Annotated in this window: 18 protein-coding genes, 2 pseudogenes and 1 riboswitch; of the genes and pseudogenes, 14 read left to right on the forward strand and 6 right to left on the reverse strand. The window is 69.1% G+C overall.

Going from position 1 to position 20105, the window contains the following annotated elements; translation table 11 throughout:
• Positions 1–291 precede the first annotated feature (291 nt).
• Both VHD82_RS08670 and VHD82_RS08675 read left to right on the forward strand, forming a co-directional pair.
• Positions 292–900 (forward strand): hypothetical protein, encoded by a 609-nt coding sequence (locus VHD82_RS08670; protein ID WP_325699255.1) that lies wholly within the window; start codon positions 292–294, stop codon positions 898–900.
• A 66-nt stretch (positions 901–966) separates the two neighbouring features.
• Positions 967–2820: pseudogene (locus VHD82_RS08675) on the forward strand (recombinase family protein); the annotation flags it as partial.
• A gap of 133 nt (positions 2821–2953) precedes the next feature.
• On the opposite strand, the pseudogene VHD82_RS08680 reads toward VHD82_RS08675, so the two are convergent.
• A pseudogene (locus VHD82_RS08680) lies at positions 2954–3337 on the reverse strand (DEAD/DEAH box helicase); the annotation flags it as partial.
• A gap of 265 nt (positions 3338–3602) precedes the next feature.
• On the opposite strand from VHD82_RS08680, the gene nadD reads away from it, so the two are divergent.
• A complete protein-coding gene (nadD, locus tag VHD82_RS08685; RefSeq protein ID WP_325699258.1) occupies positions 3603–4196 on the forward strand; it encodes a nicotinate-nucleotide adenylyltransferase in 594 nt (197 codons plus the stop codon).
• A gap of 3 nt (positions 4197–4199) precedes the next feature.
• Here nadD and VHD82_RS08690 read toward each other — a convergent pair whose 3' ends face one another.
• Positions 4200–4943 (reverse strand): ABC transporter permease, encoded by a 744-nt coding sequence (locus VHD82_RS08690; protein WP_325699262.1) that lies wholly within the window; start codon positions 4941–4943, stop codon positions 4200–4202.
• Positions 4936–5811, reverse strand: coding sequence for an ABC transporter ATP-binding protein (locus VHD82_RS08695; RefSeq protein WP_325699265.1), 876 nt, complete (start codon positions 5809–5811; stop codon positions 4936–4938). The genes VHD82_RS08690 and VHD82_RS08695 overlap by 8 nt, the downstream gene beginning before the upstream one ends.
• A 50-nt stretch (positions 5812–5861) precedes the next feature.
• Here VHD82_RS08695 and VHD82_RS08700 point away from each other — a divergent pair, with 50 nt between their 5' ends.
• From VHD82_RS08700 to VHD82_RS08730, 7 genes are all read left to right on the forward strand, one after another.
• Positions 5862–6512 carry a TetR/AcrR family transcriptional regulator gene (locus VHD82_RS08700; protein ID WP_325699268.1) on the forward strand — a complete coding sequence of 217 codons (651 nt, stop codon included), beginning with the start codon at positions 5862–5864 and terminating at the stop codon, positions 6510–6512.
• 10 nt (positions 6513–6522) lie between these two features.
• Positions 6523–6906, forward strand: coding sequence for a ribosome silencing factor (rsfS, locus tag VHD82_RS08705; protein ID WP_325699271.1), 384 nt, complete (start codon positions 6523–6525; stop codon positions 6904–6906).
• Positions 6903–7514, forward strand: coding sequence for a histidine phosphatase family protein (locus tag VHD82_RS08710; protein ID WP_325699274.1), 612 nt, complete (start codon positions 6903–6905; stop codon positions 7512–7514). The genes rsfS and VHD82_RS08710 overlap by 4 nt, the downstream gene beginning before the upstream one ends.
• The gene (gene octT / locus VHD82_RS08715) at positions 7511–8248 is read left to right on the forward strand and encodes a diglucosylglycerate octanoyltransferase (protein ID WP_325699277.1); all 738 of its coding nucleotides are present in this window, start codon (positions 7511–7513) and stop codon (positions 8246–8248) included. The genes VHD82_RS08710 and octT overlap by 4 nt, the downstream gene beginning before the upstream one ends.
• Positions 8249–8258: 10 nt before the next feature.
• The gene (locus VHD82_RS08720) at positions 8259–9116 is read left to right on the forward strand and encodes a DegV family protein (RefSeq protein WP_325699280.1); all 858 of its coding nucleotides are present in this window, start codon (positions 8259–8261) and stop codon (positions 9114–9116) included.
• A gap of 153 nt (positions 9117–9269) precedes the next feature.
• Complete coding sequence (locus VHD82_RS08725; protein WP_325699283.1) at positions 9270–10022, forward strand: ComEA family DNA-binding protein; 753 nt, start codon at positions 9270–9272, stop codon at positions 10020–10022.
• A 172-nt stretch (positions 10023–10194) separates the two neighbouring features.
• The gene (locus tag VHD82_RS08730; protein WP_325699286.1) at positions 10195–12561 is read left to right on the forward strand and encodes a ComEC/Rec2 family competence protein; all 2367 of its coding nucleotides are present in this window, start codon (positions 10195–10197) and stop codon (positions 12559–12561) included.
• A 123-nt stretch (positions 12562–12684) separates the two neighbouring features.
• Here the strand turns inward: VHD82_RS08730 and thrC are convergent, their stop codons facing one another.
• On the reverse strand, positions 12685–13944 hold the full coding sequence (gene thrC / locus VHD82_RS08735; RefSeq protein WP_325699289.1) for a threonine synthase: 1260 nt from the start codon (positions 13942–13944) through the stop codon (positions 12685–12687).
• Between the two features lie 11 nt (positions 13945–13955).
• Positions 13956–14088, reverse strand: a riboswitch (SAM riboswitch).
• A 73-nt stretch (positions 14089–14161) separates the two neighbouring features.
• On the opposite strand from thrC, the gene holA reads away from it, so the two are divergent.
• On the forward strand, positions 14162–15178 hold the full coding sequence (gene holA / locus VHD82_RS08740; RefSeq protein WP_414637475.1) for a DNA polymerase III subunit delta: 1017 nt from the start codon (positions 14162–14164) through the stop codon (positions 15176–15178).
• 552 nt (positions 15179–15730) lie between these two features.
• On the opposite strand, the gene rpsT is transcribed toward holA, so the two are convergent.
• Positions 15731–15991 (reverse strand): 30S ribosomal protein S20, encoded by a 261-nt coding sequence (gene rpsT, locus VHD82_RS08745; RefSeq protein ID WP_325699295.1) that lies wholly within the window; start codon positions 15989–15991, stop codon positions 15731–15733.
• Positions 15992–16297: 306 nt separating this feature from the next.
• Here rpsT and VHD82_RS08750 point away from each other — a divergent pair, with 306 nt between their 5' ends.
• Positions 16298–17158, forward strand: coding sequence for an EamA family transporter (locus tag VHD82_RS08750; RefSeq protein ID WP_325699298.1), 861 nt, complete (start codon positions 16298–16300; stop codon positions 17156–17158).
• Positions 17159–17180: 22 nt separating this feature from the next.
• On the forward strand, positions 17181–17564 hold the full coding sequence (locus VHD82_RS08755) for a VOC family protein (RefSeq protein WP_325699305.1): 384 nt from the start codon (positions 17181–17183) through the stop codon (positions 17562–17564).
• Positions 17565–17571: 7 nt separating this feature from the next.
• Here the strand turns inward: VHD82_RS08755 and VHD82_RS08760 are convergent, their stop codons facing one another.
• Positions 17572–18153, reverse strand: coding sequence for a class I SAM-dependent methyltransferase (locus VHD82_RS08760; RefSeq protein WP_325699308.1), 582 nt, complete (start codon positions 18151–18153; stop codon positions 17572–17574).
• A gap of 101 nt (positions 18154–18254) precedes the next feature.
• Between VHD82_RS08760 and lepA the strand changes: the two genes are divergently transcribed.
• Positions 18255–20105 (forward strand): translation elongation factor 4, encoded by a 1851-nt coding sequence (gene lepA, locus VHD82_RS08765; RefSeq protein WP_325699311.1) that lies wholly within the window; start codon positions 18255–18257, stop codon positions 20103–20105.

Consider the following 20105-nt stretch of genomic DNA (forward strand, 5'->3'; position numbering starts at 1 on the left):
CGGTCCCGGGGAAGCCGGGGGCGGCAGTGTCATGCAAGCCCACGAAGGGCGACCGCACAAGGCCGTCACCCCGGCTTCCGCCTAGTTCCTACCACAAGCCCCCTTGGCGGGCCTGCACGGAAGAGGGTGCACTAGTGACCGTAGACAGCCAGGAGGGGAAGCCAGGCCGACGCGAAACGCGTCGGCGACAGTTCGCTGCGGAGGACCCGCTCGGGTCTTTTTCGACATCCAGATCGCCGAAGGCGCCGACGCGCAGCTGGAGCAGACACGAGTAGCACGGGAGGTGATCGCGTGGGTAGGCCAGAGCCGATCCGAGAGTGGGCAGGACCACGCCGCGTAGATCGCACAGATCCACTGGCGGGGCCGGTCACCTGTGAAAAGTCGGCGATCATCCGAGTCGCCTTCGCAGGACGAGCCTCCACCTACGATCAACAAGACCCGACGCTGTCGCTGCCGCGGCAACTGCGCACCTGCCAGCTCGCGCTGCCTGAACAGGCGGTGATTGTGGCGCACTTCTACGACATCGAATCCGGGCGCATGGACTTGGCCAAGCGGGGCCGTGGCCATGCCCACGGGATGCTCGAGATTCCCATCCCGCGCGACGGCGGGATTCACGACCTGCTGGAGGAGGCCGAACGCCCGGGTCGCCGGTTCGACGTCGTCATCTGCGAGGACATCTCCGGCATCGGAGGCCGCAGCTACAATTCCGCTGAGGTGGAGCGCCGCTTCGAACGGGCTGGCGTGCTGCTCATCGCGCCACATGAGCCATTCCGGCTCGAACTGAGTGGGCGCCGCACGAAGACCGCCACCCAGGTGCTGAAGCTCCGACTTCCCCCAGGCGCCTACCGTCGCGTGATGGAGATCCTCTTCGAACCTCACGCTGATGACGAGGCAGCCTAAGATAGCCATCATATGGGTGACCCCGGTGGGTGCTACCACTCCGGGCCTGGCCAGTCTTGAGGTGACATGTCGAAGAATCTCATAAGCGCCAGCACAACCGCATGCCGAGCAACAACCACCACCAGGCTTCGTGCCGTCGATTACCTCCGCGTCAGCACCGAGGAGCAGGTCAAGGGCTACGGCATCTCCTACACCGGCAAGCGCACCAAGAAGCACATCGCCAACAAGCAGTGGGACCACGTCGGCACCTACGCCGACGAAGGCTTCAGCGGAAGCCTTGAAGCCCACGAGCGTCCCGACCTCAATCGCCTTATGGAGGACGCGCGCCAAAGGCCCCGCCCCTTCGATGTCGTCTGCGTCCCCGAAGAGCGCGCCATCGGCCGCGCCGGACGAGCATTCTGGCCTTGGGTCTGGGAACTCGAAGACCTCGGCGTCTTCGTGGCCATCGTCAAGGGCGACTACGACAACACAACCGCCGAAGGCCGCTCCCGGATGCGCAAAGAAGCTGACCGCGCCGAAGACGAGCGCGAGACCATCCGCGAGAGGACTCAAGGAGGTCTCCAGGAAAAGGCTGAGGACGGCGGCTACATCGGCGGCAAGATCCCCTACGGCTACCGAGTCGTCAACAAGGGGATCAAGGGCGAGTCACGCCTCGCCATCGACGACTCGAAAGATTGCCATTCAGACTGCACCATAAGGCACGAAGCGGACTGCCTCCGCCAAGGCCGCAAGCACTACGTCGAGCTGCGCGACTGGGAAGAAGTCGCCAAGGCGCTCAACGCCGACGGCTACCGAAAGCGCAACGGCGACCTCTGGAGCTACCACTCGGTGCGGCAGCAGATCCTGAGCGACATCGTCCTGGAAGCTCGCCAGATGTTCCGGGGCTCGCGCTACGTACAGCGCGACGCCGACGGTAACCCCGTTTACGGAGAACCCGTCGTCATCAAGCTCGATCCGATCTTCACCCCAGAAGAAGTCGCAGAACTCAAGAACGCCAACAAGAAGCCTCCCCGTAAGCCGCCGACATCTCGCATCTACACCCTCAGCGGCGCGATTGTCAGCCCGTGTGGAAAGCGCTATGTCGGAGGGGGAAAGGGGCGCCGCGAAAAGCAGTACCGCTGCCAAGGGCGTACCGCTGCATACCCAAGTGCTCCCACATGTGACTGCGCACACCTGCGAGCCGAGCCGATCGAGGACGAGGCGTGGAAGAAGGTTAAAGGCCTTCTCGGGAATCTGGACCAGCTCAAGGCAATGGCCGACGACTGGATCGGTGTTCGCTCAGAAAGCCGAATCAGCTTCGCCGAACGCATCGCGGAACTGGACAAGCAGATCGCCGTTCAGAAGAAGGCGGTCAACATCACCATCAGCATGACTGCCAAGCAGATCGCGCTGGAGGACGAGGAGCTTTCGGAAGAGGAAGCCGAGAAGCGGGTCGCTGCAGTGGTCGCGCCACTCCAGCAAGAGCTGACCAAGCTCCAGAAGGATCGCTCAGACATCGCCTCCTGGCGGGACGAGTCCGACGCTGCCGGGGAACGGATCACGCACCTCATCAACCTTGCCGAGATGGCGAACCGTCGGCTGCACAACATGCCTCTGGAGAAGCAGCGCGAGTTCATGGTCCTGCTCCAATCCGAGGTGACCATTATCGGCGACGCTCCTCAAGGCCGAAAGGGTCAGCCGTGTGCTCTCGCCGCTTGGTTTTCCGAGCGGGGGCTCGAAGTTCCCGTCTTGACTGATGACGGCTGGGAGAAGGTCGCCTCGCTCGTCGACTGGAAGTCGCGAAACCTTTCGCCTCGCACGGTGCTGGAGGGAATCCTCTACAAGGTGCGGACGGACACTCCGTGGCAGAACGTCCCCTCGGTGTTCGGCAGCCCGGCGACGCTCCAGACCTACTGGGCGCGGTGGAGGAAGTCAGGCTTCTTGGAGCGGGCGATGGAAGCCCTGGTTCATGAGCGCAGCACGCCCCTCCCGGCTCCACCGCCCGTGAAGATCAAGCTGCGGTGCCTGATCGAGCCCGAGACACTGCTGGAGTCCGAAAGCCGCTCAGGAGAGTCAGCCGTTCCGGGCTCACCAGCAGCACGTCGACCTCGCCGGCCGCGATGCGTGCCTGCACCTCGTCCCACTCCTGCGGGTTGGCCGAGTTCATGGTGGCCGCGTGGATCCCGGCACGGGCGGCCGCCGTGATCTGGTTGCGCATCAACGCCAGTAGCGGGGAAATGATCACCGTCGGCCCCGCGCCGCGGGCTCGTAACAGCGCGGTGGCGAGGAAGTACACCGCGGACTTGCCCCAGCCGGTGCGTTGCACGACCAGCGCACGCCGGTGCTCGGCGACCAGTGCGGCGATGGCCGCCCACTGGTCCTCGCGCAGCTCGGCGTCCGCACCGGCGAGTGCACGGAGCGACGTTTCGGCTTCTTCTCGTAACTGCTGGAGGTCCACGCGTCCACTTCTACGGCATCCGTCCGACAACCTCAGCCTGGAAAGTGCATGAACGGTCCATTCATGCGTAATGTGACGCGTAACACAGGTCGGAGTGCCGTGTCCGGGGTCGCCCGAAGGCGCCTCACTCAGTGCTCCGGCCCGTGTACGACGGGCCGGACGCCTCCGGAGGCTCCCCTCGGGCCACCGGCGGCAACGGTGCGTGGGCCCTTCGACCGGGGAGCGGGGAAGGGCCCGCGCACGCCCGGTATATACGCTCGAACCCATGTCACCACGGCGTATCGGGGTCATGGGCGGCACCTTCGACCCCATCCACCACGGCCACCTCGTGGCGGCCAGCGAGGTCCAGGCCCGCTTCGGCCTCGACGAGGTGATCTTCGTGCCCACCGGCCAGCCGTGGCAGAAGTCCAGCCGCACGGTGACCAGGGCCGAGGACCGCTACCTCATGACAGTCATCGCCACCGCGTCCAACCCGGTGTTCTCGGTCAGCCGCGTGGACATCGACCGCGGTGGCGAGACGTACACAGTGGACACCCTGCGCGACCTGCACCAGGAGTTCGGCGAGGACGAGCTGTTCTTCATCACCGGCGCCGACGCGCTGGAGCAGATCCTCACCTGGCACAACGCCGACGAGCTGTTCACCTACGCGCATTTCATCGGTGTCACCAGGCCCGGCTACCGGCTCAACGACCACCACCTGCCCAGCGGGAAGGTCAGCCTCGTCGAGGTCACCGCGATGGCGATCTCGTCCACGGCCTGCCGGGAACGCGTCGAGAGCGGCGAGCCGATCTGGTACCTGGTGCCCGACGGTGTCGTGCGGTACGTGGACAAGCGGAAGCTGTACCGCAAACCGGAATGACGGTCACAGTTTCGCCGAACGGCCCCAGCCGCGGCTGATCCGCCAGCCCGCGAGCAACGCCGCGGCGACGGCGAAGCCCAGCAGTACGCCGGATCCCCGCCACGCGGCCGCCGCGTCGCCCTGCACTGCGCCCCGCAATGCCGTGACAGCCCAGTAGCCGGGCGAAATGGGCGCGATGGTGGCGAGCCAGCTGGGCATGGCGGTGATCGGCACGAGCGCACCGCCGAGGCTGCTGAGCAACAGGCCGCCGATGTCGTAGTCGGCGGAGAGCGCGGAATAGCTGCTCGCGAACACGCCGAGCGTCGCGCCGAGCGCGAGCAGTAGCAGCGTCCAAGCCAGTAGCGAAATCACCAGCAAAGCCGGAGCGGCCACCGGCATGCCGAACACGAGAATCCCGAAGACGAGCACCACCGCCTGTTGCGCGAGCAACGCGCCCAGGACGGGGATCCCTTTCCCGGCAAGGAGTTCCGCGGGGCGCAGGGCGGTGGCGCGCAGCCGGTTCCAGGTGTGCCAGACACGTTCGTTGAGCACCGAGGCGCCGACGATGCTCATCGCCAGCAGGGAGAAGGTGATCAGCGCGCCGAGTACGGCCTGCGTCGTTCCGCCGGCCGTGCCCTGTGCCGCGGTGTAGAGCGGGCGCAGGGTCAGCAGGAATGCCAGCGGCAGGATCATCCGCGACAGCAACGGCCCCGGCTCGCGCAGCAGGAGCGTGGTGTTGTGCCGGATCAGGGCGGTCACTTCAGGCATCGACGGTCTCCAGGGAACGGTAGAGGTCATCCAGGTCGGGCCGTCGCACGTCGACCGCGACCGGCATCAGGCCGGCGGCAAGCAGCGCGCCGAGGTCGGACGGGGCGTCGGCGGTGGTGATCCGGATTTCGCCGTCCACCGTTCGCGCCCGCTCGCGCAGGGGCGCGGGCAGCTCCCGTGTCTCGTCGAAGGCGACGCGCAGTTCGCCGGGAAGGTCGCGGGTCAGCTCGTCGCGAGTGCCGCGGGCGACGATGCGACCTGCGCGGGCGACGGCGAGCGTGGCATCCAGATCGACCAGCTCCGGCAGGTAATGCGTTGTGTATACAACCGCGGCACCGGCGTCCGCGCGGGATCGGACGGCGTCGAGCAGCGCTGCGCGGGTCTGCGGATCCGCGCCCGCGGTCGGCTCGTCGAGCAGCAGCAGGGGAGGGGCGCCGATCATCGCTGTGGCGGCCTGCGCACGTCGCCGTTGTCCGCCCGAAAGCAGTCCGGTGGGCTTGTCGAGGCAGTCCGACAGATGTAGTTCCCTTGCCAGGCCTTCGATCCGGGCCTCCCGTGCCTTGCGCAATCCCGCGAGAGCGCCGAAAAGCCGCATGTTCTCGCGCACGGTCAAGCTCGGGTACAGCGCGGTTTCCTGCGGGGCGTAGCCGATCTTCCGGCGAACCGGCCGTGCGGCTGGCCGCCCGCCGACGAGCACCTGTCCGGCGTCGGGGCGGACCAGCCCGGTCACCACTTCGACGAAGGTGGTCTTGCCCGCGCCGTTGTGCCCGATGAGGCCGGCGATTTCACCCGGCTCGACGGTGAGGTCGAAACCGTCGAGCGCGTGCTGGGCGCCATAGCGTTTGCGGAGCCCTTCGACGCGAAGCATGACCGCCTCCCAAAGATGATCTACGCCGTATAGATCTACACTGTATACCCATGAGTGGCAGGCGGGAAGAGATCCTGGACGCGGCGGTGGCCATCGCCGACGATCGCGGGCTCGAAGCGGTGTCCATGCGCGCCGTGGCCGAGCGCGTCGGCGTCACGCCGATGGCGCTGTATCCGCACGTCGGCGGCAAGACCGGGCTGCTCGACGCGATGGTGGGCAGACTGCTCGCGGATCTCCCGGCCGGCAAGGCCCGTCGCTCCTTGCGCGACCTAGCCCACGCCGCGCGCAAGCTCGTGCACCGCCATCCCTGGGCCGCGACGCTGCTGTTCGCCCGCCCGGCCATCTCGTCCGACGCGGTCGGCAGCGTCGACCGGATCTATCTCGCACTGCTGGACTCCGGGGTGCCCGAGGCGGAGATCCCGCGGCTGGAACGCATGGTCAGCACGTTCGTCATCGGCTTCGCGGTCTCCGAGACCGCGGGGCGCTTCCAGGAGCTCAACCCGCGAGGCCGCCGCGACGAGGCGGCGGGCCGCGCGCTGCCCGGCCACGCCGCACTTGGGGAGTGGCTCGCGCGGCCGGTCGACTGGGACGCGGAATTCGAGGCCGACCTGGACGATCTCGAGGCGATGATCCAAGCCGTCGTGCGCCGGGCGCCGGGGGTGCCAGGTACCCTCGACGAACCGACAGACGCCGATCCGTGAGGGAGCAGGAGTGGCAGCGACGTCCCAGGCCCGTGAGATGGCCAGCGTGGCCGCGCACGCGGCGGCCGACAAGAAGGCCACTGACGTGGTGGTGCTGGACGTCTCCGATCAGCTCGTCATCACGGACGCGTTCGTGATCGCCTCCGCGCCGAACGAGCGCCAGGTGGGCGCCATCGTCGACAGCGTGGAGGAGAAGCTGCGCTTCGCCGGCCACAAACCGGTGCGCCGTGAAGGTGCCCGCGAGGGCCGCTGGGTGCTGCTGGACTACGTCGATGTCGTGGTGCACGTCCAGCACGACGAGGAGCGCTCCTTCTACGGGCTCGAACGGCTGTGGAAGGACTGCCCCCGGATCGACGTGCCAGGCCTCGCCGCCGCCGGCGAGGACGCCACGTGAGTCTGCAGCGCCTCGTGCTGTGGCGGCACGGGGAGACCGATTACAACGCCGCCGGACGGATGCAGGGGCACCTCGACTCGGCGCTGACCGAGGTCGGCTGGAACCAGGCGCGCTTCGCCGTGCCGGGGCTGGCCCGGTTCGAGCCCGACCTCGTGATCGCGTCCGACCTGCACCGCGCCACCGACACCGCGACGGTGCTGACCGAAGCGATCGGGGTCCCGCTGCGTATCGACAAACGCTTGCGGGAGACCCATCTCGGCGAGTGGCAGGGGATGACCGGCGCCGAAGTGGACGCCGAGTACCCCGGCGAGCGGGCTCGCTGGCGCGTGGACGCGACGTGGGCCCCGCCGGGCGGTGAATCGCGCGTCGAGGTGGCCGAACGGGCCGCCGAGGTGGTCAACGACCAGCTGGCTTCCACTGATGAGCTGGAGACGGTGCTCCTCGCCGCGCACGGCGGGCTCATCACGGCGCTCACGGCGCGGCTGCTGGACCTGCCGGTGGCGATCTGGCCGCAGCTGGGCGGCATCCGCAACTGTCACTGGGTGGAGCTGACGCGCCGCGACGGGAACTGGCGGCTCAGCGCCTACAACGCAGGTATGCCGGGGTGAAGCCGCGGCTGCTCGTCCTGGCCGATTCGCTGAGTTTCCACGGCCCGGACGGTCCGTGCGCCGCCGACGAGCCGCGGCTGTGGCCCAACATCGCGGCTGCCGCCCTCGGAGGACAGGCGGACCTGGTCGCGGGCATCGGCTGGACGGCACGCGACGCGTGGTGGTCCCTGATCGGCGACCCCCGGGTGTGGGCCGATCTCCACCACGTCGACGCGGTCGTGCTGGCCGTGGGAAGCATGGACACGCTGCCCTCGCCGCTGCCGACGTATCTGCGCACAGGGTTGCGGTATCTGCGTCCCGACGGGCTGCGCCGGGTGGTGCGCAACGCCTATCTGGCCGCGCAGCCCCGGCTGGCCGTGGCGCTGCGAGGCCGGCCGACGGTGCTACCGACGAAGCTGACAGTGCACTACCTGGACACGGCGGTGGGGGCGTTGCGCGTGTTGCGCCCGGAGCTGCCGATCATCGGGATCCTGCCGAGTGTGCACCGTGCCGCGTCCTACGGCGGCGTGCACACGGCACGCGCGGCCACCGCGGCCGCGCTCGCGTCATGGGCCGAGCGGGTGAACGTGCCGTTGCTCGACCTGGCCGCGGTGGTGGGTGAGCACGTCCTGAGCGGACGCGGCAATCCCGACGGTATTCACTGGGGCTGGGAGGGGCACGCGTCCGTCGGCAAGGCGATGGCCACCCTGATCGGGCCGCTGCTGACCCCCGACGATCCACCCGGCGCCCCGTAGGCTGGCGGTCGTGCCGGTCGCCGTCATCACCGACTCCACCGCCCATCTCCCGGAAGGCTTCGCCGAGCGGTTCGCCGTCCGGGTGGTTCCGCTGCATGTATTGATCGACGGCGCGGCCGCGCTGGACGGCATCGACGTCGGCCCGGTCGCGCTCGCCGAGGCGCTCGGCCGGCGGCGGATCGTCACGACATCCAGGCCGACGCCGGGGGCATTCGCCGCCGCGTACCGCGAGGCGCTGGCCGAGGGCGCGGATTCGGTCGTGTCGGTGCATCTTTCGAGCGAGATCTCGGGCACCTGGGAGTCCGCCGTGCTGGCCGCGCAGGAGGTCGGGCCGGACATCGTGCGCGTGGTCGATTCGCGGACAACGGCGATGGGGCTGGGCTTCGCGGTGCTGCACGCCGCGCAGGCCGCAGGCGCCGGAGCGGCGCCGGAGGACGTCGAGCGAGCGGCTGTCTCGGCCGCCGGGTCGTCCAGGACGTTGTTCGTGGTCGAGACCTTGGAGTACCTCCGGCGGGGCGGGCGGATCGGGGCTGCGGCCGCGCTGCTGGGTACGGCGCTGGCGGTGAAACCGTTGCTGCACATCGACGACGGGCGGATCGCGCCGTTGGAGAAGGTCAGGACCATGAACCGCGCGATAGCCCGGCTGGTCGAACTCGCGTGCCAGGCGGCCGAGGACGGGCCGGTGGAAGTCGCGGTGCACCACCTCTCCTCGCCGGACCGTGCGGCGTTGCTGGCGAATTCACTCGAAGAGCGGCTGACCGTTTCCGGTGGCTGCCTGGTTTCGGAACTCGGCGCGGTGATCGGCGCGCACACCGGCCCTGGCGTCGTCGGCGTCGTCGTGCAACGAAAGCCGGACTTCTCGGGTTGATCTCCTTGTGGGAAAAGGAATCGCGCTCATGGAAGCTGCTGAAACGCGGCGTGGCCACGTCGCCGTCCGCGGTTTATCCACATACCCCCACTTATCCACAGCGGCGCCGATTCCCCCTTTCCTCACCCGGGCCGTCCTCGTAGCGTCGAAAGCGTGTTCGAACAAACCATTCCCGAAACCCCAGCCCGTACCCGACTCGACCAGCTTGCCGACAAGGCGCGCGCCGGTCAGCGTGAGCCGCCCGTCGTGGGCAGGCTCGTCGAACGCTGGGTGCCTGCCGCGCTCTCCCGAAGTCCCGTACGCCGGAGATCCGCCGCGGTCGCCGCCGCCCTGATCGCGGTGGTGGCCGTCGTCGTCGGCTCGATCCTGCTCCTCGGCGGCAGCCCACAGCCGGAACGAGCCCCGGTGCTCCCAGCTGCGCAGAACACGCCTTCGGTGCTCGCCGCGACGCCGTCCAAGGCTGCGGACAGTTCGTTGGTCGTCAGCGTGGTCGGGAAAGTGCGGAACCCGGGGCTGGTCACAGTCCCCGGCGGCGCACGCGTCGCGGATGCCTTGCGCGCGGCCGGCGGCGCCGTCGACGGCACCGACGTCACCGCGTTGAACCTCGCCCGCAAACTCGCCGACGGCGAGCAGCTCTACGTCGGCATCCCAGCCCCGCCGGCGGCGGTTGCCGCGCAATCGGCCAATCCGGCGGATCCTGCCGCTCCTGGCGGAAAAATCGATCTGAACACGGCCTCGGCCGAGCAATTGGATTCCCTCCCCGGGATCGGTGAGGTAACCGCGAAACGCATCGTCGACTGGCGCACGCAACACGGGTCCTTCGCCAGCGTCGATCAGTTGCAGGAAGTCGACGGCATCGGTGCCACCAGGTTTTCCCGCCTCCGTGACCAAGTGACGGTCTCATGATCGCCTCCTTCGCACACCGCGATTTCCGTTCCGTACCGAGCAATGCCGGCCACTTGCCTCGGCTCGGTGCCGATGCTGCCGGGCACCTCATGGCGGCTTGCTCCGCCACATCGAACGGTTTCGCCGGGCAGCTGAGCCCGGTCCGGCTTACCGCTGCCAACCCGGTGGTGTCATGATCGACCAGCTCGAAACGGCGCCCCGGCAGGATTTCCGCCTCGTGCCCGCGGCGATCACGCTCTGGATCGGCGTCCTACTCGGGCTCCTCTGGGGCTGGTGGGCCGCGCTCGTCGGCGCGATAGCAGCAGTAGCGATCGCGTCAGGCCTGTTGTGGCGCTGGCGCAGAACCAGACCACGCTGGTTCGCCGGGGCCGCAGCGCTGTTCGTTGCCGGGCTGCTCCTCGCGGGCCCCTTGACGATCCGGCTTGTGCATGCCCAGCAAGACCCGCTACGTGCGCTCGCCGCTCGTGGAGCGCAGGTCACGTTGCGAGTCACCGTGGACGCACGGCCGAAGCCGGTGCATTCGGCCGGCTATGCCGGTCAGCAGGCAGGCACTCGGACGGTCGTCGTGGCAGCGACGGTCGTGCGTGGCGAGTCGGCTGGGCATCCGGTCGCTTCGGCGAGCAGGGTCGTGCTGCTCGCGCCCTACCCGCAGTGGGCGAAAGTGTTGCCAGGGCAGGAAGTCACGGCGAAGGGCTCGCTCGCGCCGGCGCGGGGTGCGGACCTGACAGTCAGTGCGGTGTACGTGCGAGGTCCGCCGCCCGACGCGGGGCAGGCGCCGTGGTGGCAGCGTGCGGCCGAGTCTGTCCGGATGGCTCTTCGCGAGGCGGCTTCGGTGTTGTCGCCGGACGCTGCGGCTCTCGTGCCGGGGTTGGTGGTCGGCGACACCAGCGGAGTTTCCGAGCAGGTCGAGCGCGAGTTCACCGATGCCGGCCTGTCGCACCTGATGGCCGTCAGCGGTAGCAATCTCGCGGTGATCGCGGGTGCGGTTCTCTTGCTCCTGCGAGCGTTCCGTGTCGGGCCGCGTGCGTCGGCCTCGGTCGCTGGTCTGGCGTTGATCGGGTTCGTCGTGCTCACCGGTGGAGAGCCGAGTGTGCTGCGGGCCGGGGTGATGGGCGCCGTCGGTCTGCTCGCGCTTGCCTTGGGGCGGCAGCGATCCGTCCTGCCGGCCTTGGCGGCGGCAGTGTGCGTGCTTGTCGTGTACGACCCCGCGATGGCGGTGAGTTTCGGTTTCGCGTTGTCAGTGCTGGCGACCGCCGGGCTGGTGTTGCTTGCCCCACGATGGGTCCAGGCGATGACACGTCGTGGTGTCCCGCCGGGGATCGCCGAAGGGATCGCAGTCCCGCTCGCGGCGTTCTTGGTGACGGCGCCGGTGATCGCGGGCATGGCGGGCACCGTCAGCGTCGTCTCCATCGCGGCCAACGTGCTCGCGGCGCCGGTGGTGGCGCCGGCGACCGTGATCGGAGTCGTGACCGCGGTGTTCGCGACGTTCTGGCCGGCGGCGGCCAGGGTGATCGCGCACGCGGCGGGGCCGGAGGCCGACTGGCTATTGCTCGTGGCGAAGCACGCCGCACGTATTCCGGGCGCGGTTCTGCCGTGGCCCGGCGGTTGGTCCGGCGGGGCGTTGGCGCTCGTCGCCCTCGTCGTGCTCGCGCTCGCCGTGCGAAGGCCGCGTCTGCGGATCGGGTTGGCGCTGATCCTGGTCTGCGTACTGCTGATTGTGGTGCCGGTGAGGGTGATCGCGCCGGGCTGGCCGCCGGCGAGCTGGTCCTTCGTGGCATGCGATGTCGGGCAGGGGGACGCCGAGGTGCTGTCCACGACCGAAGCTGGGCGGGCCATCCTCGTCGACACCGGGCCCGAGGCAGGGCCTGCCGACGAATGCCTTGGCAGGCTCGGCGTCGACCGGATACCGCTGGTGGTCCTCAGCCACCTGCACGCCGACCACATCGGCGGTCTGGACTCGGTCTTCGCCGGGCGCTCGATCGGCGCGATCGCGGTCGGGCCTGGCCGCACGCCGGCCTGGGCGTGGCGGCAGGTATCGGATGTGGCGGCGCGTCATGGCGTCCCGCTGGTGGAACTGGAACTCGGTACACGCCTGGATTTTCCGGGCCTGACCCTGGAGGTACTCGGACCGCGATACATCAACCCGAACCCGGACGACAGCGACTCCGACGGCACGAACATCAACAACACCTCGGTCGTGCTGCGGGCCACCACCCCGGCCGGCAAGGTACTGCTCACCGGTGATGTCGAACTGCTCGCACAAGGCGATTTGCTCGCCGACGGTGTCGATCTGCGTGCGGACGTGCTGAAAGTGCCGCACCACGGATCCCGCTATTCGCTTCCACCGTTCCTGGCGGCGGTGGCACCGCGACTAGCGCTGATCAGTGTCGGAGCGGGCAATCCCTACGGCCACCCGAGTAAGTCCACTGTGGACACATTGACCGCGGACGGGGCGCTCGTCACGCGGACGGACACCGATGGGGACACGGCCGTCATCCCCGACAACGGAGAACCGGCGGTGGTGCGACGGGGAAAATGAACCTCTCGCCACAGCGCACGGCGAACACGCTGCCGGCAAAGCACAACGGGGCCCGGCCGAAAACGCTGCGGCGCTCTCGGCCGGACCCGGTTGCGGAAACTGCGAAACAGAAAGGAGTGATACTCAGCCTTCGAGAACCTTGCGCACTGCCTCGGCCGACGGCGGGACGGTCGCCTTCGGGCCGACGCGGCCTTCGATAGCGTCCAGCGTCTTGAGCCCGTCGCCGGTGATGAGCAGGACGGTCTCGGCCTCGGGGTCGATCTTGCCGGCTTCGATCAGCTTCTTCGCCGTCGCGACGGTGACGCCACCGGCGGTCTCGGTGAAGATGCCTTCGGTGCGGGCCAGCAGCCGGATGCCTTCGACGATCTCCTCGTCGGTCACGTCCTCGATCGCGCCGCCGGTGCGGTTCACGGTGTCGAGCACGTACGGGCCGTCGGCCGGGTTCCCGATCGCCAGCGAGCGGGCGATGGTGTCCGGCTTGACCGGCTGCACCACGTCGTGGCCGTTGCGGAAGGCGGCGGACACCGGCGAGCAGCCGGTGGCCTGGGCGCCGAACACCTTGTACGGCGTCTCCTCGACGAGGCCGAGCTTGCCGAACTCGCGGAAACCCTTGTCCACCTTGGTCAGCTGCGAGCCCGAGGCGATCGGGATGACGATCTGTTCCGGCAGCCGCCAGCCGAGCTGCTCGGCGACCTCGAAGCCGAGGGTCTTCGAGCCCTCGGAGTAGTACGGCCGGACGTTGACGTTCACGAACGCCCAGGTCTCGTGCTCGGCGGCGAGCTGGGTGGCGAGCCGGTTGACGTCGTCGTAGTTGCCGTCGACGGCGATCAGGTTGCCGTCGTACACGGCGGTGGTCAGCACCTTGGCGCGTTCGAGATTGGAGGGGATCAGCACCACCGACTGCCAGCCGGCGCGGGCGGCCGCGGCGGCCACCGCGTTCGCCAGGTTCCCGGTGGAGGGGCAGGCCAGGGTGTCGAAACCGAATTCGCGGGCAGCGGCCAACGCGACGGCGACCACGCGGTCCTTGAACGAGTGCGTGGGGTTGCCGGTGTCGTCCTTGACCCACAGGCTCTTCAGTCCGAGCGCCTTGGCGAGCCGGTCGGCCTTCACCAGCCTGGTACAGCCGGGCTCGGTGTTGGGGATCTCCTCGACGTTCGACGGCACGGGGAGGAGCTTCTTGTAGCGCCAGATGTTCTTCGGGCCCGCCTCGATGTCCGCACGGCGGACGGTGCCGAAGTCGTAGGCGACCTCGAGCGGCGAGAAGTCCTCGGCGGAGACGAACTCCGGCGCCAGCGGCTGGCGGTGGCCCTCTTCCTTGGACACGAGCTCCACGGCCGGGCCCAGGTCCAGGGCGCGCTTGGTGGTGTTGAGGGCTGCAGTCATCGCGAGGTCCTTCCTCATCTGTCCCGCGTGCGCGGGCCGGAATTGGCACCGTGATCGTCAGCTACCTCGCGGAATCGAGATGACAGGCTGACGCCGGTTGCCGGGGCTTCATCGGGCCGTTCCCTCTGCCCCTCTGGATGAGCTGTATTCGGTTGTCCGCTTACACCGTGTGCAATGCGTCGGTAACAAAGGTACGTCACGGGGGTCGGCTCACGCCATGCCCCTGCGGCGTTTGTCACCGTGGCAGGATCGTGGGGTGACCGCCTCCACCACGATGTCGCCGCTGCAGCTCGTCCTCGGCGAGGAGGAACTGCTCATCGAGCGTGCCGTGCGCGCGGCGCTCGATTCCGCGCGCCAGCTGGACTCCACCGCCGAGCTCACGCGGACGAAGGTGTCCGAACTCACCGCACCGGCGCTGGCCGAACTCGTCAGCCCGTCGCTGTTCAGCGAGGGCCGCGTCATCGTGCTCGAAGCCGCGCAGGACATTTCGCAGGAGCTGGCCGACGCGGTGATGTCGTATCTCAAGCAGCCGGCCGACGGCGTCGTGCTGGTGGTCGTGCACACCGGCGGTGGCCGGAGCAAGGCCGCCAAGGCGCTGCCTGCCGCGCTCAAGAAGGCCGGGGCGCTGATCACCGAATGTCCCAAGATCACCAAGGCCACCGAGCGGGAAGCCTTCGTGCGCAACGAGGTGCGGCAGGCCGGCGGGCGGATCGAGCCGAGCGCGGTCGCCGCGCTGATCGACTCGGTCGGTTCGGATCTGCGTGAGCTGGCGTCGGCCTCGGCCCAGCTCGTCGCCGACGCCGGGGGGAAGGTCGACGAGCAGGCAGTTCGCCGCTACCACCGCGGCCGGGCCGACGTCACTGGGTTCGCGGTCGCCGAGCAGGCCGTCTCGGGTGACAGGGCGGCGGCGCTGGAGGCGATGCGCTGGGCGGAGCAAATCGGCGTCCCACATGTCCTGGTCGCCGACGCGCTCGCCGACGCGGTGCGCACCATCGCGCGGGTGTCCGCGGCGGGACGGGGCAACCCGAACCAGATGGCGGGGGAGCTGGGGATGCCGCCGTGGAAGATCCGCAAGGCACAGGGGCAGGCGCGCGGTTGGCACGCGGAGGGCCTGAACCGTGCGATGGCCGTCGTGGCCAGGGTGAACGCCGAGGTCAAGGGCGCCGCCGCGGATCCCTCTTATGCACTGGAGAAGGCGATCCTCGACCTGGCCAGCGCCCGCGACCTTCGCTGAGCTGCCCGCGCTTCGGCTGAGCTGCCCGCGCTTCGGCTGAGCTGCCCGCGCTTCGGCTGAGCTGCCCGCGCTTCGGCTGAGCTGCCCGCGCTTCGGCTGAGCTGCCCGCGCTTCGGCTGAGCCGCCCTCGACCTGGCCAGCGCCCGCGACCTTCGCTGAGCCGCCCGCGCTTCGGCTGAGCCGCCCGCGGAGCCGTCCGTGACCTCTGCTGAGCCGCCCGCGCCTCTGCCGAGCCGCCTGCGGAGCTGCCCGTGACCTCCACCGAGCCGCCCGCGGAGCCGCCCGCGACCTCTGCTGGGCGACCTGCGCTTCTGCCGAGTCGCCCTCGGCCTGGCCAGCGCCCGCGACCTCCGCGGAGCTGCCCCGCGCTTCAGCCGAGCCGCCCGCGCTTGCGCCGAGCCGCCTGCGGAGCCGCCCGCGACCTCCGCCCGAGCAGCCCACGGAGCGGCCTGCCGGAGAGCGTCGAAGGCCTCCGGCATCCTCCGCTGAGCATCGTCGCCGGAACGCACGAAGGCCCGCCGCGAAACGCGGCGGGCCTTCGGGGAAAAAGCGTCAGAGCGAGTTGGCGCGCTTGGCCATCGCCGACTTCTTGTTCGCGGCCTGGTTCGGGTGCAGCACACCCTTGCTGGCGGCCTTGTCCAGTTTCTTCGCGGCCTCCCGCTGCAGCTCGTCAGCCTTGGCCTTGTCACCGGCGTCGGCGGCCTCGCGGAACTTGCGGATCGCGGTCTTCACCGAGGACTTGATCGCCTGGTTGCGCTGGCGGGCCTTCTCGTTGGTGTTGATGCGCTTGATCTGGGACTTGATGTTGGCCACGCGGGCGCTCCTTCGATCTCTCCGGTTTGGTCGCTGCCGCGTCTCGGGTGGCCCCGGACGACCGGGTTTCCTCCTGGGCGGAATGCCACACGGCAACGATCGACAAGGTTACCAGCCAGGGTAGGGTGGGCCGCGTAGTGCCTAGGGTTCCGTCGCCACCCCGCCCGGTGCGCCCACAATCAGGGGCGGCGAGTCCGGTCCGAGCGGCACCCGCCGGGGGAGTGGGATCCCACCGGTACACCTGACAGGACAAAAGCCTAGAGGGCCTGGACCTTTCGCGCCCGCGAAAGGCCGGAAGGCTCGCAGATGAACGGCACCGCCCTGTCCTTCGTCCTCGTCGCCGCGTTCGTGCACGCGGGCTGGAACCTCGCCGCCAAGCGGGTGCACGGCGGCGGAAGTGGCTTCGTTTTCCTTTACTACACAGCGAGTGCGGTGCTGTGCGTGCCGGTGTCGGTCGGCTGTCTCCTGTTCGAACCCGTCCGTCCACAATGGACCTGGCTGCTCGCGGCGGTGCTCACCGCGGTGTTCCACATCCTGTACGGCCTTGTCCTGCAACGGGGTTACCAGGTGGGCGATCTGTCCGTCGTGTACCCGCTGGCCCGGGGCAGCGGCCCGCTGCTGTCGGTGTGCGTGGCCGTGCTCTTCCTGGGGGAGCGGCCCGGCGTGGCCGGGCTGATCGGGGCGGTGCTGGTGGTCGGCGGTGTGCTGGTCATCGGCAGCGGTTCCGGTGGGCACGACCGCGCGGCACGCCGCGCTGGAGTCGTGTACGGCCTGCTCACCGGCGCCACCATCGCGGCTTACACGATCTGGGACGACCACTCCGTCAACGCGCTGGCCGTGCCGCCGCTGATCTACTTCACCACCGGCGCGGTGCTGCAGAGCGCCTTCCTCGCACCTGTCGCGCTACGCAGGAGCGACCTCGGCGAACTCTGGCGGCGGTATTGGCGCGAGGTGCTCATCGTGGGGCTCTTCTCGCCGGTCGCCTACCTGCTGGTGCTCTACGCGATGCGGTTGGCGCCGGTCAGCCTCGTCGCCCCGGCCCGCGAGGTCAGCATCGTGCTCGGCGGCCTCGCGGCGTGGAAACTGCTGGGCGAGGCGAACCCCGGCCGGCGGCTCGCGGGCTCGCTGGTCGTGCTCGCCGGAATCGCCGCGATTGCCGCATCCTGAAGTGCGGGGTAGGCATGCAGGCATGCAGGTGTTGAGCAGCCGGCTCCTGGTGCGGCCCGGCGATGTGGAGAAGTCGACGGCGTTCTACCGCGATGTGCTGGGCCTGGCCATCTACCGGACCTACCCCGGCGGCACCGTCTTCTTCCTCGGGCAGGGTTTCCTCGAGGTGTCCGGGCACGGCGAGGGCGGCGGGCAGCCCGACGGGATGGCGATCTGGATGCAGGTGCGGGACCTCGCCGCGGCGGTCGCCGAACTGTCCGCGCACGGTGTTTCCCCGGACCGTGAGCCGCGGCTGGAACCGTGGGGGCTGCGGGAGGCCTGGATCTCCGATCCGGACGGCCTGCGCATCGTGCTCGTGGAGATTCCCGCCGACCATCCGCTGAGGACGGACGTGCGGTCGAACTGACCGTCGTTCAGGACCGGCCTGCGTCCGAGCGCCACGCGCGCAGCTGGGCGGCCGTGCCACTGAAGCGGGGCGGCTCCCAGGTCCAGCTCTGCAGATCGGTGAATCCGGCGGCCTCGGCTTCGGCGGCGAGCCGGTGGCGGGGCACGGGCAGCGCTTTCTCGTGCGTGGAAAGCACTATCCGCCCGCCGGGCCGCAGCACCCGGTACAGCTCGGCGAAGCCCGCGGCCCGGTCCTCCCACAGTTGCACGTTGTTCACGCTCAACACGACGTCCACGGATTCGGCTTCCTGCCCGGTGTCGGCGGCCGAGCCGTTCCGCAGCAACGCGTTCGCGGCCCGTTCCCGGCAGCGGGCCAGCATCTCCTCGGACGGGTCGACCCCGATCACCACTCCGGCGCGGCTCGCGGCCGCGGCCAGGCCGACGCCCGGTCCCGGCCCCACGACCAGCACGGTTTCCGTACGCGTGAGCCTGGCCACCGCCACCACGTGTTCCTCTTCCGGGCCGTTGGCGAAGGCCATCAGCGCGCCCCCGATCCGGCCCAGCAGACCGTGTGGATGCCCGAAGGCCCGGTCCAGCATCGTCGTACTCATACCTCCAGGTCAGCACGGAAGCCGTGATCCGGCATCGGGGATGACCCGGAAAACGGGCATGGGACACTGGGGGTGAACCGACGAAGAGCCGAAGGAACCGAGTGACGACGTTCGCTGACACCACGTTCACACCGCCGGAGCTGATCCGGAACTTCTGCATCATCGCGCACATCGACCACGGGAAGTCCACCCTGGCCGACCGGATGCTGCAGCTGACCGGTGTGGTCGAGGAGCGGGCCATGCGCGCCCAGTATCTCGACCGGATGGACATCGAGCGCGAGCGCGGGATCACCATCAAGGCACAGAACGTCCGGCTGCCGTGGCAGCACGAGGGCCAGGACCACGTCCTGCACCTGATCGACACCCCCGGCCACGTCGACTTCACCTACGAGGTCTCGCGTGCGCTGGAGGCCTGCGAGGGCGCGATCCTGCTGGTCGACGCCGCGCAGGGGATCGAGGCGCAGACGCTGGCGAACCTCTACCTGGCCCTGGACAAGGACCTGCACATCATCCCGGTGCTGAACAAGATCGACCTGCCGGCGGCGGACCCTGACAAGTACTCCGCCGAGCTGGCGCACATCATCGGCTGCGAGCCGACCGACGTGCTGCGCGTATCGGCGAAGACCGGCGAGGGCGTCCGCGAGCTGCTCGACGAGGTCGTGCGCCAGGTGCCCGCGCCGCAGGGCGAGGACGACGCCCCGGCCAGGGCGATGATCTTCGACTCGGTCTACGACACCTACCGCGGCGTGGTCACCTACATCCGGGTGGTGGACGGCAGGATCACCCCGCGCGAGCGGATCCGGATGATGTCCACCGGCGCCACGCACGAGCTGCTGGAGGTCGGCATCATCTCGCCGGAACCCAAGCCCAGCAAGGGGCTCGGGGTTGGCGAGGTCGGCTACCTCATCACCGGGGTGAAGGATGTCCGGCAGTCCCGCGTCGGTGACACCGTGACCAGTGAGAAGCGCGGCGCCGAGGTCCCGCTGACCGGCTACCGCGAGCCGAAGCCGATGGTCTATTCCGGGCTGTACCCGATGGACGGCTCGGACTACCCCGAGCTACGCGAGGCGCTGGAGAAGCTGCAGCTCAACGACGCCGCGCTGACGTTCGAGCCGGAGACCTCGGTCGCGCTGGGCTTCGGTTTCCGGTGCGGGTTCCTCGGGCTGCTGCACCTGGAGATCACCCGGGACAGGCTGGAGCGCGAGTTCGGCCTGGACCTGATCTCCACCGCGCCGAACGTGGTGTACCGGGTGGTGCTGGAGGACGGCAGCGAGCACACCGTCACCAACCCCTCGGACTGGCCGACCGGCTACAAGATCTCCGAGGTGCACGAGCCGCTGTCCAAGGTCACCGTGATCGCCCCGTCGGAGTTCATCGGCGCGATCATGGAGCTGTGCCAGAGCAAGCGCGGTCAGCTCTTGGGCATGGACTACCTGTCCGAGGAGCGCGTCGAGCTGCGCTACCACCTGCCGCTGGCGGAGATCATCTTCGATTTCTTCGACTCGCTGAAGTCGCGCACCCGCGGCTACGCCTCGCTCGACTACGAGGATGCGGGCGAGCAGAACGCGGACCTGGTGAAGGTCGACATCCTGTTGCAGGGCGAGCCGGTGGACGCGTTCTCCGCGATCGTGCACAAGGACGCGGCGTTCGGCTACGGCAACAAGATGGCCACCCGGTTGCGTGAGCTGATCCCGCGGCAGCAGTTCGAGGTGCCGATCCAGGCCGCGATCGGCTCGCGGATCATCGCCCGCGAGACGATCCGCGCGATCCGCAAGGACGTGCTGGCCAAGTGCTACGGCGGTGACATTTCGCGGAAGCGGAAGCTGCTGGAGAAGCAGAAGGAAGGCAAGAAGCGGATGAAGACCGTGGGGCGGGTCGAGGTCCCGCAGGAGGCCTTCGTCGCCGCGCTGTCCACCAGCGAGCCCGCCGAGAAGGGCAAAGGCAAGAAGTAG

It is taken from the genome of Amycolatopsis sp., from assembly GCF_035546795.1.
In the GTDB taxonomy this organism is placed as follows: Bacteria; Actinomycetota; Actinomycetes; order Mycobacteriales; family Pseudonocardiaceae; genus Amycolatopsis_E.

Coding starts and splice junctions, on each gene's coding strand:
- VHD82_RS08755 (WP_325699305.1), top strand. CDS start 17,181: ATGCAGGTGTTGAGCAGCCGGCTCCTGGTGCGGCCCGGCGATGTGGAG.
- nadD (WP_325699258.1), top strand. CDS start 3,603: ATGTCACCACGGCGTATCGGGGTCATGGGCGGCACCTTCGACCCCATC.
- VHD82_RS08700 (WP_325699268.1), top strand. CDS start 5,862: ATGAGTGGCAGGCGGGAAGAGATCCTGGACGCGGCGGTGGCCATCGCC.
- VHD82_RS08690 (WP_325699262.1), bottom strand. CDS start 4,943: ATGCCTGAAGTGACCGCCCTGATCCGGCACAACACCACGCTCCTGCTG.
- holA (WP_414637475.1), top strand. CDS start 14,162: ATGCCCCTGCGGCGTTTGTCACCGTGGCAGGATCGTGGGGTGACCGCC.
- VHD82_RS08730 (WP_325699286.1), top strand. CDS start 10,195: ATGATCGACCAGCTCGAAACGGCGCCCCGGCAGGATTTCCGCCTCGTG.
- thrC (WP_325699289.1), bottom strand. CDS start 13,944: ATGACTGCAGCCCTCAACACCACCAAGCGCGCCCTGGACCTGGGCCCG.
- VHD82_RS08760 (WP_325699308.1), bottom strand. CDS start 18,153: ATGAGTACGACGATGCTGGACCGGGCCTTCGGGCATCCACACGGTCTG.
- VHD82_RS08750 (WP_325699298.1), top strand. CDS start 16,298: ATGAACGGCACCGCCCTGTCCTTCGTCCTCGTCGCCGCGTTCGTGCAC.
- VHD82_RS08695 (WP_325699265.1), bottom strand. CDS start 5,811: ATGCTTCGCGTCGAAGGGCTCCGCAAACGCTATGGCGCCCAGCACGCG.